General features: G+C 49.6%; 14 protein-coding genes and 2 tRNA genes. 13 read left to right on the top strand and 3 right to left on the bottom strand.

The genetic code is table 11. The features are described 5' to 3' along the window. Positions 1 to 31: 31 nt before the first annotated feature. A complete protein-coding gene (aroB, locus tag DBZ16_RS06660) occupies positions 32 to 1,111 on the top strand; it encodes a 3-dehydroquinate synthase (RefSeq protein WP_107813404.1) in 1,080 nt (359 codons plus the stop codon). Between the two features lie 281 nt (positions 1,112 to 1,392). Here aroB and DBZ16_RS06655 read toward each other — a convergent pair. From DBZ16_RS06655 to DBZ16_RS06645, 3 genes are all read right to left on the bottom strand, one after another. Further along, positions 1,393 to 1,468 (bottom strand) — tRNA-Ala (locus DBZ16_RS06655). 6 nt (positions 1,469 to 1,474) lie between these two features. Then, positions 1,475 to 1,551, bottom strand: a tRNA-Met gene (locus DBZ16_RS06650). A gap of 169 nt (positions 1,552 to 1,720) precedes the next feature. After that, positions 1,721 to 2,878 (bottom strand): class I SAM-dependent methyltransferase, encoded by a 1,158-nt coding sequence (locus DBZ16_RS06645; protein ID WP_107813403.1) that lies wholly within the window; start codon positions 2,876 to 2,878, stop codon positions 1,721 to 1,723. Between the two features lie 351 nt (positions 2,879 to 3,229). Here DBZ16_RS06645 and mraZ point away from each other — a divergent pair, with 351 nt between their 5' ends. From mraZ to DBZ16_RS06575, 12 genes are all read left to right on the top strand, one after another. Further along, positions 3,230 to 3,685: a division/cell wall cluster transcriptional repressor MraZ gene (gene mraZ, locus DBZ16_RS06635; protein ID WP_107813401.1), complete on the top strand. Its 456-nt coding sequence runs from the start codon at positions 3,230 to 3,232 to the stop codon at positions 3,683 to 3,685. Further along, positions 3,682 to 4,635 carry a 16S rRNA (cytosine(1402)-N(4))-methyltransferase RsmH gene (gene rsmH / locus DBZ16_RS06630; protein ID WP_107813400.1) on the top strand — a complete coding sequence of 318 codons (954 nt, stop codon included), beginning with the start codon at positions 3,682 to 3,684 and terminating at the stop codon, positions 4,633 to 4,635. The genes mraZ and rsmH overlap by 4 nt, the downstream gene beginning before the upstream one ends. A gap of 55 nt (positions 4,636 to 4,690) precedes the next feature. Further along, the gene (ftsL, locus tag DBZ16_RS06625) at positions 4,691 to 4,954 is read left to right on the top strand and encodes a cell division protein FtsL (RefSeq protein WP_003761340.1); all 264 of its coding nucleotides are present in this window, start codon (positions 4,691 to 4,693) and stop codon (positions 4,952 to 4,954) included. An 81-nt stretch (positions 4,955 to 5,035) separates the two neighbouring features. Continuing rightward, entirely contained in the window at positions 5,036 to 6,784 is a 1,749-nt protein-coding gene (locus DBZ16_RS06620) for a peptidoglycan D,D-transpeptidase FtsI family protein (protein WP_107813399.1), read from the top strand. Positions 6,785 to 6,808: 24 nt separating this feature from the next. After that, on the top strand, positions 6,809 to 8,287 hold the full coding sequence (locus tag DBZ16_RS06615) for a UDP-N-acetylmuramoyl-L-alanyl-D-glutamate--2,6-diaminopimelate ligase (protein WP_107813398.1): 1,479 nt from the start codon (positions 6,809 to 6,811) through the stop codon (positions 8,285 to 8,287). Positions 8,288 to 8,370: 83 nt separating this feature from the next. Continuing rightward, the gene (locus DBZ16_RS06610) at positions 8,371 to 8,946 is read left to right on the top strand and encodes a hypothetical protein (RefSeq protein ID WP_107813397.1); all 576 of its coding nucleotides are present in this window, start codon (positions 8,371 to 8,373) and stop codon (positions 8,944 to 8,946) included. Positions 8,947 to 9,226: 280 nt separating this feature from the next. Next, positions 9,227 to 9,748, top strand: a complete 522-nt coding sequence (locus DBZ16_RS06605; protein ID WP_107813396.1) for a M23 family metallopeptidase — start codon at positions 9,227 to 9,229, stop codon at positions 9,746 to 9,748. Positions 9,749 to 9,801: 53 nt separating this feature from the next. Then, positions 9,802 to 10,815, top strand: a complete 1,014-nt coding sequence (locus DBZ16_RS06600) for a hypothetical protein (RefSeq protein ID WP_107813395.1) — start codon at positions 9,802 to 9,804, stop codon at positions 10,813 to 10,815. 31 nt (positions 10,816 to 10,846) lie between these two features. Beyond that, positions 10,847 to 12,214, top strand: a complete 1,368-nt coding sequence (locus tag DBZ16_RS06595) for a UDP-N-acetylmuramoyl-tripeptide--D-alanyl-D-alanine ligase (protein WP_107813394.1) — start codon at positions 10,847 to 10,849, stop codon at positions 12,212 to 12,214. Positions 12,215 to 12,216: 2 nt separating this feature from the next. After that, a complete protein-coding gene (locus DBZ16_RS06590) occupies positions 12,217 to 12,405 on the top strand; it encodes a hypothetical protein (RefSeq protein WP_107813393.1) in 189 nt (62 codons plus the stop codon). A 194-nt stretch (positions 12,406 to 12,599) separates the two neighbouring features. Further along, positions 12,600 to 13,682, top strand: a complete 1,083-nt coding sequence (gene mraY / locus DBZ16_RS06580; RefSeq protein WP_070492456.1) for a phospho-N-acetylmuramoyl-pentapeptide-transferase — start codon at positions 12,600 to 12,602, stop codon at positions 13,680 to 13,682. Positions 13,683 to 13,897: 215 nt separating this feature from the next. Next, positions 13,898 to 15,190 (top strand): valine--pyruvate transaminase, encoded by a 1,293-nt coding sequence (locus DBZ16_RS06575; protein WP_107813392.1) that lies wholly within the window; start codon positions 13,898 to 13,900, stop codon positions 15,188 to 15,190. Positions 15,191 to 15,286 lie beyond the last annotated feature (96 nt).

Genomic DNA, 15,286 nt, shown 5'->3' with positions numbered 1-15,286 from the left:
GTTGGTGCCTAGAGAACAACAAGGAATCAAGATGCGAACCCTGACTGTCCAAACTCCTTCACATCAATATCCCATTTTTATTGGGAATAATCTTATTGAACAGGCTGATGTTTTATTAAAGCCATATTTAAGTAATAAAGTGGTCATCGTTACGAATGAGACGATTGCGCCCTTATACTTAGAAGCTTTTCAGACGACCTTGGATAGATTGGGTATTCCCAGTTTCAGTATTATTCTGCCGGATGGGGAAGAATATAAAAACTGGCAAACGCTCAATCTTATTTTTGATGGCTTAATGCAAAATAGGGCAGAGCGCAAAACGACCTTGATTGCATTAGGGGGGGGGGTTATCGGCGATATGGTCGGCTTTGCTGCGGCGACTTATCAACGAGGCGCGCCATTTATCCAAGTGCCGACAACATTGTTAAGCCAAGTTGATTCCTCAGTTGGTGGAAAGACGGCAATTAATCATCCGCTTGGGAAAAACATGATAGGTGCGTTTTATCAACCTAAGGCTGTACTAGCGGACTTATCTACACTCAAAACGCTTCCGCAGCGCGAATTATCTGCCGGTATGGCGGAAGTCATTAAATACGGTGCGCTTGGTGACATTGAGTTTTTTGAGTGGTTAGAACAGAATATGACCGATTTGATGATGCAGGATCAGGAAAAACTTGCGCAGGCTGTGTACCATTGCTGTAAAATGAAAGCGGAGATTGTGGCTCAAGATGAGACAGAGCAAGGTATCCGTGCATGGTTGAATCTGGGGCATACTTTTGGGCACGCTATCGAGGCAGAAATGGGTTATGGCGTGTGGCTGCATGGAGAGGCAGTGGCAGCAGGATGCGTATTGGCAGGACGGTTATCCGAGAAACTGGGTAAAATCCATGAGACGGATACGCATCGTATTGCGGCATTGCTTGAGGCTGCAAAATTACCATCAGCACCGCCGAGGTTTGAATTTGAAAAATGGATAGAGCACATGAGTCATGATAAAAAAGTGAGTGGCGGCGTCATGCGCTTTATTGGTTTGGATCGTCTGGGTAAGGCAAACATTACGAAGGTTACAGATATGGAAATTTTGCGCCAAACTCTGATTCCGTATCTATAAAGGTCAAGTAATGTCTTTAGAATAAGTCCATAACTTCATATAAAACAGAACAAGTGAAAACTACGATATGAGAGGCTGCCAAGATAATTTCGCTTTGGCAGCCTCTTAAAAATAAAGGGGATGTGATGAAGTTGTGAATAGAGAGGATGGAGTGAGACAGATTTGTTTTTTGTATTGGGCACTTGGAAAATTGATTATTTGGAACGTATGCAGAGTTGTTAATCTACGCTGACGTTAATAAATACAAAAAAAGACCTTGTTTTAACAAGGTCTTTTTTATCTGGTGGAGGTAAGCGGGATCGAACCGCTGACCTCTTGCATGCCATGCAAGCGCTCTACCAACTGAGCTATACCCCCGAAATTTGGTGGCGAATCAGGGACTCGAACCCCGGACACAAGGATTATGATTCCTCTGCTCTAACCGACTGAGCTAATTCGCCGTTTCGTGAAGTCGCTATTATATGTTGTTTTGAATTTTTGGCAAGTTTTATTTTGTACTTTGTGTTTTGTTTTTGTTTTTTAATGGAATAAAGCATAGATGAGGTCGTCTGAAATTGCGTTTCAGACGACCTCTGTGTTTGTTAACGGGGTATGTGTGAGGGGAGGTGGTCAGAGTTTGTGGCAGATGTCGCCAAAGCGGAAGCCTGTCCAGTCTATGTCGATGTTTTTGCCAAAAGCGATGACTTTGAAGAGTTCACCCATTTCGTGCTGGTCGGTCAGTTTTTGTACGGCAGTGCTGACACGGAGGTAGTCTGCAGTGCCTGGAGGTGCGGTTTGTGCCAGCAGGTCGGTAATGCCTAGGTTGAATAGAAAATGGGACTGAGGCAGGTAGCCGATGAGATCCAGTCCGCCGTCAGTGCCTGCTTGGGCAATGTCGGTAAAGTTGACATGGGCGGTCAGGTCGGTCAGGCCGATATGGAAAAACGGATCGTGAATGGTGTGGTGGCGGTAGTGGGCGATGAGTGTGCCTTCATCGCGTTGCGGGTGGTAATACTGGGCGGCATCAAAACCGTAGTCGATAAATATCATGCCACCGCGTGTGATTTTCTGCGCGAGGGTGAGAATAAAGGCGTATTGGGCGGGGTGTAACTCGCTGGTGTAGGGGCGTTCGGTTTCGGGAAAGTAGGTGGCGGCTAAACGGAGGAGGTCGGGTTGGTTTAAGGGTTGCGGACTTTGTTCGAGTTGTCCGTCGGGGTTGATGGAGACACCGATGTGTTGAAAGGTGTTTTGATTGCGGCGGATGATTTCGACAGGCATGGCATCGAGGACTTCGTTGCCGATGATGATGCCGTCGAAGGATTCGGGCAGTTCGGTCAGGTGGATGACTTTTTGTGTCAGTTGCGGGGTGGTGTGTTCTGCGATGAATTGGCGTTGGCGTTCGGCAAGTTCGGGGGAAAGTTCGATGATGTAGTAATGCTTGAGGTCGTCTGAAAGGCTTTTCAATAAGGTGGCGGCAAGATGTCCTGTACCTGCACCGAATTCGTAGATGTTGCCGGCAGTTTGTGGGAGTAGTTCGGCAAGTTGTCGGGCGAGGGTTTGTCCGAACAATGGGGTGAGGGTGGGGGCGGTAATGAAATCGCCGTCTGTGCCGATTTTATGGCTGCCTCCGGTGTAGTAACCGTATTCGGGTGTGTAGAGTGCAAGCTCCATGAATCGTGAGAAAGGAATCCAGTTATTTTGGGCTTTTATTTCCTGTGTGATGATTTCAAATAGTTTGGAACTTGAGGCTTGCGCGACAGGGGAGGGGAGGGGGAGGTTTGCCTTCATAACTGTTAGATAATGTAAAATTTGTGAATTTATTTGTCTATTATAACGTGAACGGAAAAGGGGCGTTTTTTCATTTTTTCATACCATATATTGTGTATAAATGAGATTTTTAATACTACATATTGTGTTTTTAAAAGCCAAATCGGGTAAAATGGGTAGTTCGGCTTGTGTGCTTGTTTGGTTAAAATACTGTTTTTTAATGATTTTGTTGTTGCATATGTACTGGGATTTTAGAGTAAGGCGATTTGACCGAGGCGTTAAAATTTTTTATAGTGTGGGCTAGTGGGGCGATGTGGGTAAAAGTGTCTGCATTGCCCAAAAAATTCCGATTTAAACCGATAGGACGAAATTGTGTTTGGTGGCGCTCACGAATTGAGTATTGACAGCAAAGGGCGGTTGGCAATTCCTGCCAAGTTCCGCGATATTTTGCTGCGCCATTATACGCCGTCGATTGTGGTTACTTTGGATTCCCGTGAAAAATTGTTGATGTATCCGGAAGCTGAATGGGCAAAGGTTGTCGAGCAGCTTTTGCGCCTGAAAACAGCGGGGAACCAGATGTTGCAGCGCTACCAAAATCTGCTGCTGCACAATGCGGATACGCTGGAATGGGATAGTGCCGGTCGCATACTGATTCCTGCCAATCTGCGCAAACGGGTGGATTTTGAAAAAGACGTTACCTTGGTCGGTCGTGCCAACCGCTTGGAATTGTGGGGTCGTGAGCAATGGGAAGCTGAAATGACTCAGGCTTTGGATGACGATCCTGAAGAGTTGGCGTTCCAATTAAGTCAGACGGATTTGCAATTGTGAGTAATGCTGAATATCAACATATCACCGTTTTGTTAAATGAGGCGGTTGATGCTCTGGCGGTTCGTGAGGACGGTATTTATGTGGATGGGACGTTCGGCAGGGGAGGGCACTCCCGATTGATTTTGTCCCGTCTGGGCAGTCAAGGTCGTCTGATTGTGTTCGATAAAGACCCGCAAGCGATTGAGGCGGCGCAACAGCTGGCTGAGCAGGATGGGCGCGTTACAGTAGTCCATGACGGTTTTTCCAGTTTTCAGACGACCCTGGATAAGCTGGGTATTGAAGAAATAGATGGTGCGTTGTTTGATTTGGGGATTTCGTCCCCGCAGATAGATGACGGCGCACGGGGTTTCAGTTTCCGTTTTGATGCACCTTTGGATATGCGCATGGATCCGACACGCGGAATGTCTGCCGCAGAGTGGATTGCAACAGCATCGGAACAGGATTTGCACGAGGTTATCAAGAATTATGGTGAAGAGCGGTTTAGTCGCCAGATTGCGCGCGCCATTGTTGCGCAACGGACAGAAAGTCCGATCGATACAACCCGCAAGCTGGCGCAGCTCGTGGCACAAAACGTCCGTACTCGTGAGCGGGGGCAAGACCCTGCGACGCGCACCTTCCAGGCAGTTCGCATCTTTATTAACCGCGAGCTCGAAGAGGTAGAGGCGGTTCTGCCGCAAGTGATGGGTCGTCTGAAACAGGGCGGGCGTTTGGCGGTTATCGCGTTTCATTCGCTTGAAGACCGCATCGTGAAACAGTTTGTCAAAAAGTATTCGCAACATCCTCCTTTGCCGCGCTGGGCGGCAGTAAAAGAAGCGGATTTGCCTCTGCCGCCGTTAAAGACGGTGGGAAAGGCGATAAAGCCGGGTGTTGAGGAAACCGTTTCCAACCCGCGGGCGCGCAGCGCAGTTTTACGCGTGGCGGAGCGGACGGGCGGTGAGATTACAGAATAAGCATTATGTGGGGCAGGTGTCCTCGGAACAAACAGATTGAGATCGTCTGAAAATAATGAATAAATTAAATATCCTTTTGTTGGTCTTGGTATCGGTATCTGCTTTTGCGGTGGTCACTGTGCAAGACCAATCGCGTTTGCACTTCATCGCTTTGGATAAAGCGCAAAAGCAGGAAATCAAGCTTGATCAGGACTATGCACGCTTGAAATTGGATCAGGCGCGGCTGGCGAATCACAAGCTGATTAAGGTGGCGGCTGAGAAGCAGCGCCTCAAACCGCCCGGCGCGGATAATACCGTGATGGTGGAACGAAAAAAATAATATAGCCGGCTTATCCGGCACTGCAAACTGGTGCCGTTCGATAAAGACACGGTTCGGGTGATTATGAATTGAGATGTTAAGATGTTGATTAAAAACGAATATAAACCGAGCATGCTGCCCAAGACAGCCAAAGCTAAAAAACCCATCACCAGTGATGGGCGGATTTCTTTGGTGTTGTGGCTGATTGCGGCTGCGTTTGTCGGACTGCTGGCTCGCGGCATCTATTTGCAAACCACGCAGCATGAGTTTTTGAAAAATCAGGGCGATCAGCGTTTTGTCCGTACCCTGACTTTACCTGCGTCGCGCGGCATGATTACGGACCGTAACGGCGCGACTTTGGCGTTGAGTGCACCGACTGAATCCTTGTATGCCATGCCTTCCGGTATGGAAGAAATGCCGACTGCCGAACAATTGACCAAGCTGGCAGCAATTGTTGATATGCCTGTTGAAACATTGCAGGACAAATTGGCGAAAAAAGATAAAGATTTTATCTATCTGAAGCGTCAACTCAGTCAAGAGAAGGCGGAAGAAATCAAAGCCTTGGGTATTAAAGGCTTGGCATTCCAAAAAGAGCTGAAACGCCATTATCCGATGGGCAACCTGTTCGCGCACGTTATCGGTTTCACCAATATCGACGGCAAAGGACAGGAAGGCTTGGAATTGTCGCGTGAAGACAGTCTGCATGGTGCGGACGGTGCGAAAGTGGTTTTGCGCGACAATAAAGGTAATATCGTCGATAGTTTGGATTCTCCGCGCAACAGCGATCCGAAAAACGGGCAGGACATGGTTTTGTCTTTGGATCAACGTATTCAAACACTTGCCTATGATGAGCTGAATAAAGCAGTGGCTTATCACAAAGCCAAAGCAGGTACCGTTGTGGTATTGGATGCACAAACCGGCGAAATCTTGGCTCTGGTCAATAGCCCTGCTTATGATCCGAACCAACCGGGCAGCGCAGATAGCGAACAGCGCCGCAACCGTGCCGTTACCGATATGATCGAGCCGGGTTCCGCCATGAAGCCGTTTACGATTGCAAAAGCATTGGATTCCGGCAAAGTCGGTTTGGCTGATCGTTTTAACACCATGCCTTACAAAATCGGACCTGCTACTGTTCGCGATACCCATGTGTATCCTACTTTGGATGTGCGCGGCATCATGCAAAAATCTTCCAACGTCGGTACCAGCAAACTGTCTGCAAAATTCACTCCTAAAGAAATGTATGATTTTTATCATGATTTGGGTGTTGGCGTGCGGATGCACTCCGGTTTCCCAGGTGAGACAGCCGGTCTTTTGAGAAGCTGGCGCAGATGGCAGCCGATTGAACAGGCAACCATGTCTTTCGGTTACGGTTTGCAATTGAGCCTGCTGCAGTTGGCGCGTGCTTATACCATGTTGACACATGACGGCGAATTGTTGCCGGTCAGCTTTGAGAAACAGGCGGTTGCGCCAAAAGGCAAACGTGTCATTAAAGCTTTGACTGCGCGTGAAGTTCGTGATTTGATGGTTTCTGTAACCGAGCCAGGTGGTACAGGTACTGCCGGTGCGGTAGATGGTTTCGACGTCGGTGCGAAAACCGGTACGGCACGTAAGTTGGTCAACGGACGTTACGTTGATAACAAACACGTCGCCACTTTCATCGGTTTTGCCCCTGCTAAAAATCCCCGTGTAATTGTAGCGGTAACCATCGACGAACCGACTGCAAACGGTTACTACGGCGGTGTAGTGGCAGGTCCGGTCTTCAAACAAGTCATGGGCGGTAGCCTGAACATTTTGGGCGTTTCTCCGACCAAACCTCTGACTAATGTTGCAGCCGTCAAAACACCGTCTTAATCCGAGTATCAACGAGATTATTTTATGTTCAGCAAGTTAACCCCTTTAGCTGAAACCAACATTCCGCCTCTGCTGTGTGCAAACGCAGCAGGGCGTTTGTTGCATTCAGACAGCCGTCAAATTAAACAAGGTGATATTTTCGTTGCCTGTCAGGGTGAATATACCGACGGACGCAGTTATATTCCCGCTGCCATTGCCAACGGCGCGGCTTTTGTTTTTTGGGACGACGATGGCAAATTTGCGTGGAATCCCGAATGGAAAGTCCCCAATCAAGGCATCAAAGATTTGAAACACCGTGCCGGTATGTTGGCGGCGCAAGTGTATGGCAACGTTTCAGACGACCTCAAAGTTTGGGGCGTAACCGGTACTAACGGCAAAACCTCCATCACACAATGGCTGGCACAAGCCGCCGATTTGTTGGGCGAAAAAACCACCATTATCGGCACGGTTGGTAACGGCTTTTGGGGCGCATTGGAAGAAACCACGCACACCACCCCTGCTCCCGTCGATGTCCAAACCCTGCTCTACCGTTTCCGTCAACAAGGCGCAACAGCCGCCGCGATGGAAGTCTCCAGCCACGGCCTTGACCAATCGCGTGTCAACGGCGTGCCATTCTGCAGCGCAATCTTCACCAATCTCACACGAGACCACCTCGACTACCACGGCACGATGGAAGCCTATGGCGCCATCAAGTCGCGCCTGTTTTACTGGCACGGCTTGAAACACGCCGTTATCAACGTAGATGACGAATACGGCGCAGAACTCGCAGGTCGTCTGAAAAAAGACTGCCCCGATTTGGCCGTTTACAGCTACGGCTTCAGCGAACACGCCGACATCCGCATTGTTCATTTCACCGCCTCTTCAGACGGCATGGAAGCCGTATTTCAAACCCCGTGGGGCGAAGGCCGTTGCCGTACCCGCCTGCTTGGGCGGTTCAACGCGCAAAACCTCGCTGCCTGCATCGCCTTGCTTTGTGCCAACGGCTATCCGCTTGATAAAGTATTGGATGTGCTGGCAAAAATCCGTCCCGCCTCAGGCCGCATGGACTGCATTATGAACAGCGGCAAGCCCTTGGTCGTTGTCGATTACGCCCACACACCTGACGCATTGGAAAAAGCACTCTCCACCTTGCAGGAAATCAAACCGCAGGGCGCGGCTTTGTGGTGTGTATTCGGCTGCGGTGGCAACCGCGACCGCGGCAAACGCCCGCTGATGGGTGCAGCAGCCGTACAGGGCGCGGATAAAGTTGTCGTAACCAGCGACAACCCGCGTTTGGAAAATCCGCAAGACATCATCAACGACATCCTGCCCGCCGTTCCCGCGCCCGAATGCGTCGAAGCCGACCGCGCCGCCGCTATCCGTTACGCAGTCGAACGCGCTGCCGCAAACGACATTATCCTGATTGCCGGCAAAGGACACGAAAATTATCAGGATATGCAGGGCGTAAAACATCATTTTTCTGATTTTGAAGTTGCAGAGAAAGCGTTGGCAGAACTCAGGTAAAAATATTTTCCAGATGATTCCTTAAGGTCATTGGCAAATAGGAAATTACACATTACTCCATCTCACTTTTAATAGGTAAAAATATGCAACGTTATACTCCTTTATTTAATGCCTTACTTGCAGCCGTCCCTTACTTAACCCGTGAAGATTTACCCAAAGCTCCTCCGGCTGAAAATGAGGATTTGGTGTGTGATTGGTTATTTAAGCATTTAGGTTGGTATAGCGAATCAGGTGAATGGCATTATGCTGATCATCAATTTATGGATTATATGGAATGGAAAAATCCATATTTGGAATTAGAGCGGTTTTATCCTATACAAAAACTGGGTATTGAAATAGATACGACAGAAATTGATGACGAAGTGTGCGATCGTACGGTAGCAGCATTTTGCACTCAAGAAGGCATTGCCGTGCCGGATGAAGAAGATGAATTGGACGAGCTTTGTGAGAGTGATGAGATGAATATGTTTGCGATGTTCAATGCCCATATCTTTGTTTCAGATGCTTACGATGCATTACTTAAGCCCCATGGACTTCGACTAATAGACATTGGTTATACCGAAAATGCTTTCCTACTGATGGTAAAAGATGATGATGAGGCAGTCGGAAATGTGGAACAGGCACTGATCGATTTGGGATATATCGATATTGAAGACTAATTTTTGAGTATATGCAGACAGAGTGAAGTCACCATAAGGCAGAGAGGTTTTGTTGTACTTCATATTCAACTTATCGATTCCACTATAAATTTAACAACAATGTAATCAATTTTCAGACGGCCCGGCAGCCTTAAGGTCGTCTGAAAACGTTTATCCCCCACAATAAAAGCAACACAACACACGCATTACGGCACGTCAGCCATTAAACCCATCACAGTTATTTCAGACGACCCTGATTTCGAATTTCAAAGGTCGTCTGAAAAACGAGGAGACCGATTTGATGCTGAAAATGCCGACAAAAACCCTTTTAATCAGTGCAGCCATAATTTTATTTGCGGGCTGTACCACCAAACAACTGCCGCGCCCGAACGCCGAAATTGCCGAACTGAGGGCGAAAGAACCGCCGGCGGCACAAAGCCTGCCCAATCCCGTTAAAGGCAAGCGTTTTGACGACACTTGGGGCGCAGCGCGCAGTCAAGGACGCAGACATGAAGGCGTGGATATTTTCGCTAAGAAAAACACGCCGATACGCAGCACAACACCCGGTATCGTAACCAAAATCGGGCGCAACCGATTGGGTGGCAAAGTCATTGGCATACAAGGACCGGGCGCATGGCACTATTATGCCCACCTCAACAAATTCGCCAACGTCCGCCTGTACGAACGTGTGAAAGAAGGACAGGTCATCGGCTATGTCGGCAAAACCGGCAACGCAAAAACCACGCCGGCGCACCTGCATTACGGCGTGTATCTGCCAAGCGGTGCGATTAATCCTTATCCGTTGATTAATCAGGAAAGATAAAATTTTCAAACGTCGTCTGAAATAAATTTTGAAACAAATAAAAAGGGAACATTATGGGTATTTTTCGCTGCAATAAATGCGGCTGCATGAATGAGCATGACTATGAATCCGGAATGAGTGAAATTGCTTGTCCAAAATGCACGGCTCCGGTTAGGGTTTACGACACTTTATTTTTTGTCAGTAAATTGTTGGAGCGTTATTTTTCGGTGAACCGGGAATTGCAGGCTTTGAAGCAACAGGAAGACGGTGGGGAGGAAAATGCACAGCAAGATACCGGTTCGGAAAACCAAAATTATAATCCGCTGGCAGGCGTCAATTTATCAGAAACTGACATTTTAGCTACTGAAAAACAGCATGAGCCGATACGGCAATGGTTTGCCCGAGCCAATATTGTGCCGATGTTTAACTTACAGGCGGTAAATATGAGCGGTTTTTTTGATGAGGCTGCCGCTAAATTGGGCAGCAATTATCAGATTACTAAAAATATGTTGGGTCAGATCAGTTGGGCATATAGCCACAACCATACAAGCATTAGTTTGGATGTCGGCAAAATGTCGCAAAAAGATGGGCAAACAATGAATAATCTATGCCGACAATTTTATAGCCATACTCTGTTTTCTAAGTATTTTTATCAGAAACAGGAAAAAATTGTCCGCTTGAATCTGCAACGTGCCACTGCCATCAAACACTTTTTTTGTGGTGGTTGGCTTGAATGGTTTGCGTTGGGCAAAATGCTTGAAGAAGCAAAACAAAAAGGCAAGGGTTATGCTTTTTCTTGCGCGCGAAATGTAAAAGTCAAATTCGGCAATGAAGATAAACAGGAGTTGGATGTCGTATTTTTGCCGATAGGTAAAGAGCCGATTGTGGTGGAATGTAAATCAGGGGAATTCAGACGAGACATTGAAAAATATGTACGCTTGAAAAAACGATTGAATTTGCCGGATGACCGTTTTGTGATATTGGCTGCCGATTTAGAGGAAAACCAGGCAGTAGCATTAGGCAGTATGTACGGTTTAACTTTTGTTACACCTAAATCTATGATGAAACATTTACGGATGGTTATGTAAGGCCGTCTGAAAAAAACAAACGAAAGAAACCATGAAACCACTAGACCTAAATTTCATCTGCCAAACCCTCAACCTTCCGACGTCGTCTGAAAACAAACCTGTTTCGCGCATTGTTACCGACAGCCGCGACATCCGCGCGGGCGATGTGTTTTTCGCATTGGCGGGCGAGCGGTTTGACGCGCATGATTTCGTTGAAGACGTATTGGCTGCGGGTGCGGCGGCGGTTGTGGTTTCGCGCGAAGATTGCGCTGCAATGGATGGTGCGTTGAAAGTCGATGATACGCTTGCCGCGTTGCAAACGCTGGCGAAGGCGTGGCGCGGGAATGTGAACCCGTTTGTATTCGGCATTACCGGCTCGGGCGGCAAGACGACGGTGAAGGAGATGCTGGCTGCGGTATTGCGCCGCCGTTTCGGCGATGATGCCGTTTTGGCGACGGCGGGCAACTTCAACAACCACATCGGGCTGCCGCTGACTTTGTTGAAATTAAACGAAAAACACCGCTATGCAGTCATCGAAATGGGCATGAACCATTTCGGCGAACTGGCAGTTTTGACGCAAATTGCCAAACCCGATGCCGCTTTGGTCAACAACGCCCTGCGCGCCCATGTCGGCTGCGGTTTTGACGGCACGAACGATATTGCCAAGGCGAAAAGCGAGATTTATCAAGGTTTGGGCGAAGACGGATTGGCTTTGATTCCGTGCGAAGACGAACATGCCGCGGTGTTTCAGACGACCTCCCAAGATCATCAGCAACAGACTTTCGGCGTCGATAGCGGCGATGTCCACGCGGAAAATATCGTGCTGAAACCTTTGTCGTGCGAATTTGATTTGGTGTGCGGCAACGAGCGCGCCGACGTGGTGCTGCCTGTTCCCGGCCGCCACAATGTCCACAACGCCGCCGCTGCCGCCGCGTTGGCTTTGGCTGCGGGTTTGAGTTTGAACGATGTGGCGGAAGGTTTGAAAGGTTTCAGCAACATCAAAGGTCGTCTGAACGTCAAGTCCGGCATCAAAGGCGCGACCTTGATTGACGATACTTACAACGCGAACCCCGACAGCATGAAAGCCGCGATTGACGTGTTGGCGCGTATGCCTGCGCCGCGTATTTTTGTGATGGGCGATATGGGCGAACTGGGTGAGGATGAAGCCGCCGCCATGCACGCCGAAGTCGGCGCGTACGCCCGCGACCAAGGCATCGAAGCGGCTTATTTTGTCGGCGACAACAGCGTCGAAGCGGCGGAAACGTTTGGCGCGGACGGTTTGTGGTTTGCTGCCAAAGACCCGTTGATTCAAGTGTTGAGCCACGATTTGCCCGAACGCGCCACCGTATTGGTGAAAGGTTCGCGCTTTATGAAGATGGAAGAAGTGGTCGAGGCATTGCTCGATAAAGAGGTCGTCTGAAAATGAACAGCCGCGGTTTTGTGAAAGCCCTATTGCTGATTACCGCGCTGATTGGTGCGTTTTATGCCGGAATGCGGACGCAGGCGTATCTTTATGATGACCTTTGTCTGGACTTGGGCGGCGGCAAAAATCCAGGAAATGATCCGATTTGCGTGATTGAGAAAGACGCGAACGCCGTCTCCGCTTCATAACGCCGCCAGCGGTCTGGATAACGGATAAAAGTTCCCTAAAAACCTGAATATAAAGTGAACTTCATTAAGCCCTGACTGTCATAACCTGCTTGATAATCTCCAAAGGTCGTCTGAAACTTTTTCAGACGACCCCAAAACCAAACTTTAAAATGGGCGATAAGCCCAATGTAACAACAAAAACAAAAGGAAGCCCCATGTTTTTATGGCTTGCACATTTCAGTAACTGGTTGTCCGGTCTGAATGTCTTTCAATACACCACATTCCGCGCCGTCATGGCAGCCTTGACCGCCTTGGCGTTTTCCCTGCTGCTCGGTCCGTGGACCATCCGCAAACTGACGCAGTTGAAAGTCGGGCAGGCGGTACGCACCGACGGACCGCAAACCCACCTTATCAAAAACGGCACGCCGACTATGGGCGGTTCGCTGATTCTGACCGCCATCACCGTGTCCACAATCTTGTGGGGCAACTGGGCAAACCCGTATATTTGGATTCTTTTGGGCGTATTGCTCGCCACGGGCGCGCTCGGTTTTTACGACGACTGGCGCAAAGTCGTCTATAAAGACCCCAACGGCGTTTCTCCCAAATTCAAAATGGTGTGGCAGTCGAGCGTCGCCATTATCGCCGCGCTTGCCCTGTTTTACCTCGCTTCCAATAGCTCCAACAACATCCTGATCGTTCCCTTCTTCAAACAAGTCGCCTTGCCGCTGGGCGTAGTCGGCTTTGTCGTGCTGACCTATCTGACCATCGTCGGCACTTCCAACGCCGTCAACCTGACCGACGGCCTTGACGGACTTGCCGCCTTCCCCGTCGTCCTCGTCGCCGCCGGCCTTGCCATCTTCGCCTACGCTAGCGGACACTCGCAATTCGCCCAATACCTGCAACTGCCTTATGTCGCAGGCGCGAACGAAGTCGTGATTTTCTGTACCGCCATGTGCGGCGCGTGTCTCGGATTTTTGTGGTTCAACGCTTATCCCGCGCAAGTTTTCATGGGCGACGTCGGCGCGCTGGCATTGGGTGCGGCACTCGGTACCGTTGCCGTCATCGTCCGTCAAGAATTTGTTTTAGTGATTATGGGCGGTCTGTTCGTCGTAGAAGCTGTGTCCGTTATGCTTCAGGTCGGCTGGTATAAGAAAACCAAAAAACGCATCTTCCTGATGGCGCCTATCCACCACCACTACGAACAAAAAGGCTGGAAAGAAACCCAAGTCGTCGTCCGCTTCTGGATTATCACCATCGTCTTGGTATTAATCGGATTGAGTACGCTGAAAATCCGCTAAGCTTCTTCCCTTTTTCCGACTTTCACATTTTCAGACGACCCGATGAGATTCATCGGGTCGTCTGAATTTTTGAGAGGGCAGGGCGGATGAATGGCGGTCACACATCCCCCGTGTCGGAGCGGTTGTGGCTAAAATCCGCCACATTCATTTTCAGACGACCCCTCGACATATCAAGCTGATATAATCCCCGCCAATCATATTTACACGGAGTCATCATGCAGTTCTCGGCATTCGGCGAAAAATTCACGCAACACAGCGGCATCCTGCAACTTATGGACGACCTCGGCGACGCGCTCAAAAGCGACAAGCCCGTCAACATGCTCGGCGGCGGCAATCCGGCGCGGATCGCCGAAGTCAACGCCGTGTTCGCCGACGTATTTTCCAAGCTGGCGGCGGAACACGCTGTCGAGAACATCGGCAACTACTCCAATCCCCAGGGCGATGCCGCGCTAATTGACGCGCTGACCGCCTTCCTCAACCGCGAATACGGCTGGAACCTGACCGCCGACAATATCGCGCTGACCAACGGTTCGCAGAACGCGTTTTTCTATCTTTTCAACCTCTTCGGCGGAAAATTCAAGGTTTCAGACGACCTTTCCGTAGAGAAAGCCATCCTGCTGCCGCTCGCGCCCGAATACATCGGCTATGCCGACGTGCATGTCGAAGGGCAGCACTTCGTTTCCGTGAAACCTAAAATCGAAGCGGTCGAACACGAAGGCGAAGCAGGTTTCTTCAAATACCGCGTGGACTTTGATGCACTGGAAAGCCTGCCCGAACTCAAAGCAGGCAAAATCGGCGCGATTTGCTGTTCGCGTCCGACCAACCCGACCGGCAACGTGCTGACCGACGGCGAAATGGCGCGGCTGGACGCTTTGGCGCAAGAACACGGCATTCCGCTGATTATCGACAACGCCTACGGAATGCCGTTCCCCAACATCATTTACAGCGACGTGACGCTGAATTGGCACGAAAACATCATCCTCTGCTTCAGCCTTTCCAAAGTCGGCTTACCGGGCGTGCGCACCGGCATCATCGTCGCCGCGCCGGAAGTGGTCAAAGCCGTCAGCAGCCTGAACGCAATTGTGAACCTGTCGCCCACCCGCTTCGGCGCAGCCATCGCAACGCCGCTGCTACAGGATGGTCGTCTGAAACAGCTTTCAGACGACGTCATCCGGCCGTTTTACCGCAATCAGGCGCAAACTGCCGTCTTGCTGCTCAAACGCGAATTGGGCGCGTATCCGCTGAGAATCCACAAACCCGAAGGCGCGATTTTCCTGTGGCTCTGGTTTGAAAACCTGCCCGTTTCGTCGCAAACCCTGTACGAAATGCTCAAAGCCGAAGGCACGCTGATTATCCCGGGCGAACATTTCTTCGTCGGCATCGAAACGCAGGATTACCCACACGCCCGCGAGTGCATCCGCATGAGCATCGCGCAGGACGCTCAAATGCTGGAAAAAGGCATCGCCGCCATCGGCAGGGTGGTGCGCGGGTTGTATGATGCGGCGTAAACAGTAAAGTTGATAGTCATTAAGTTAAAAAGTTAGTGGATTTGGATTGAAGAGATTTTGTTTAAAACAATTTGTTATGAATAAAAAGACTGATAA

Origin of the sequence: Neisseria sicca (genome assembly GCF_003044565.1) — a bacterium.
GTDB classification, from domain to species: Bacteria; Pseudomonadota; Gammaproteobacteria; order Burkholderiales; family Neisseriaceae; genus Neisseria; species Neisseria sicca_A.
Note: the sequence above shows the minus strand (reverse complement) of the source record. Positions and strands in the feature narration are given on the sequence as shown.

What these genes read in the sequence shown, in the direction of transcription:
- DBZ16_RS06610 (WP_107813397.1), top strand. Translation starts at nt 8,371, where the DNA reads ATGCAACGTTATACTCCTTTATTTAATGCCTTACTTGCAGCCGTCCCT.
- DBZ16_RS06605 (WP_107813396.1), top strand. Translation starts at nt 9,227, where the DNA reads ATGCTGAAAATGCCGACAAAAACCCTTTTAATCAGTGCAGCCATAATT.
- DBZ16_RS06645 (WP_107813403.1), bottom strand. Translation starts at nt 2,878, where the DNA reads ATGAAGGCAAACCTCCCCCTCCCCTCCCCTGTCGCGCAAGCCTCAAGT.
- DBZ16_RS06595 (WP_107813394.1), top strand. Translation starts at nt 10,847, where the DNA reads ATGAAACCACTAGACCTAAATTTCATCTGCCAAACCCTCAACCTTCCG.
- DBZ16_RS06615 (WP_107813398.1), top strand. Translation starts at nt 6,809, where the DNA reads ATGTTCAGCAAGTTAACCCCTTTAGCTGAAACCAACATTCCGCCTCTG.
- ftsL (WP_003761340.1), top strand. Translation starts at nt 4,691, where the DNA reads ATGAATAAATTAAATATCCTTTTGTTGGTCTTGGTATCGGTATCTGCT.
- DBZ16_RS06600 (WP_107813395.1), top strand. Translation starts at nt 9,802, where the DNA reads ATGGGTATTTTTCGCTGCAATAAATGCGGCTGCATGAATGAGCATGAC.
- DBZ16_RS06575 (WP_107813392.1), top strand. Translation starts at nt 13,898, where the DNA reads ATGCAGTTCTCGGCATTCGGCGAAAAATTCACGCAACACAGCGGCATC.
- DBZ16_RS06620 (WP_107813399.1), top strand. Translation starts at nt 5,036, where the DNA reads ATGTTGATTAAAAACGAATATAAACCGAGCATGCTGCCCAAGACAGCC.
- aroB (WP_107813404.1), top strand. Translation starts at nt 32, where the DNA reads ATGCGAACCCTGACTGTCCAAACTCCTTCACATCAATATCCCATTTTT.
- DBZ16_RS06590 (WP_107813393.1), top strand. Translation starts at nt 12,217, where the DNA reads ATGAACAGCCGCGGTTTTGTGAAAGCCCTATTGCTGATTACCGCGCTG.
- mraY (WP_070492456.1), top strand. Translation starts at nt 12,600, where the DNA reads ATGTTTTTATGGCTTGCACATTTCAGTAACTGGTTGTCCGGTCTGAAT.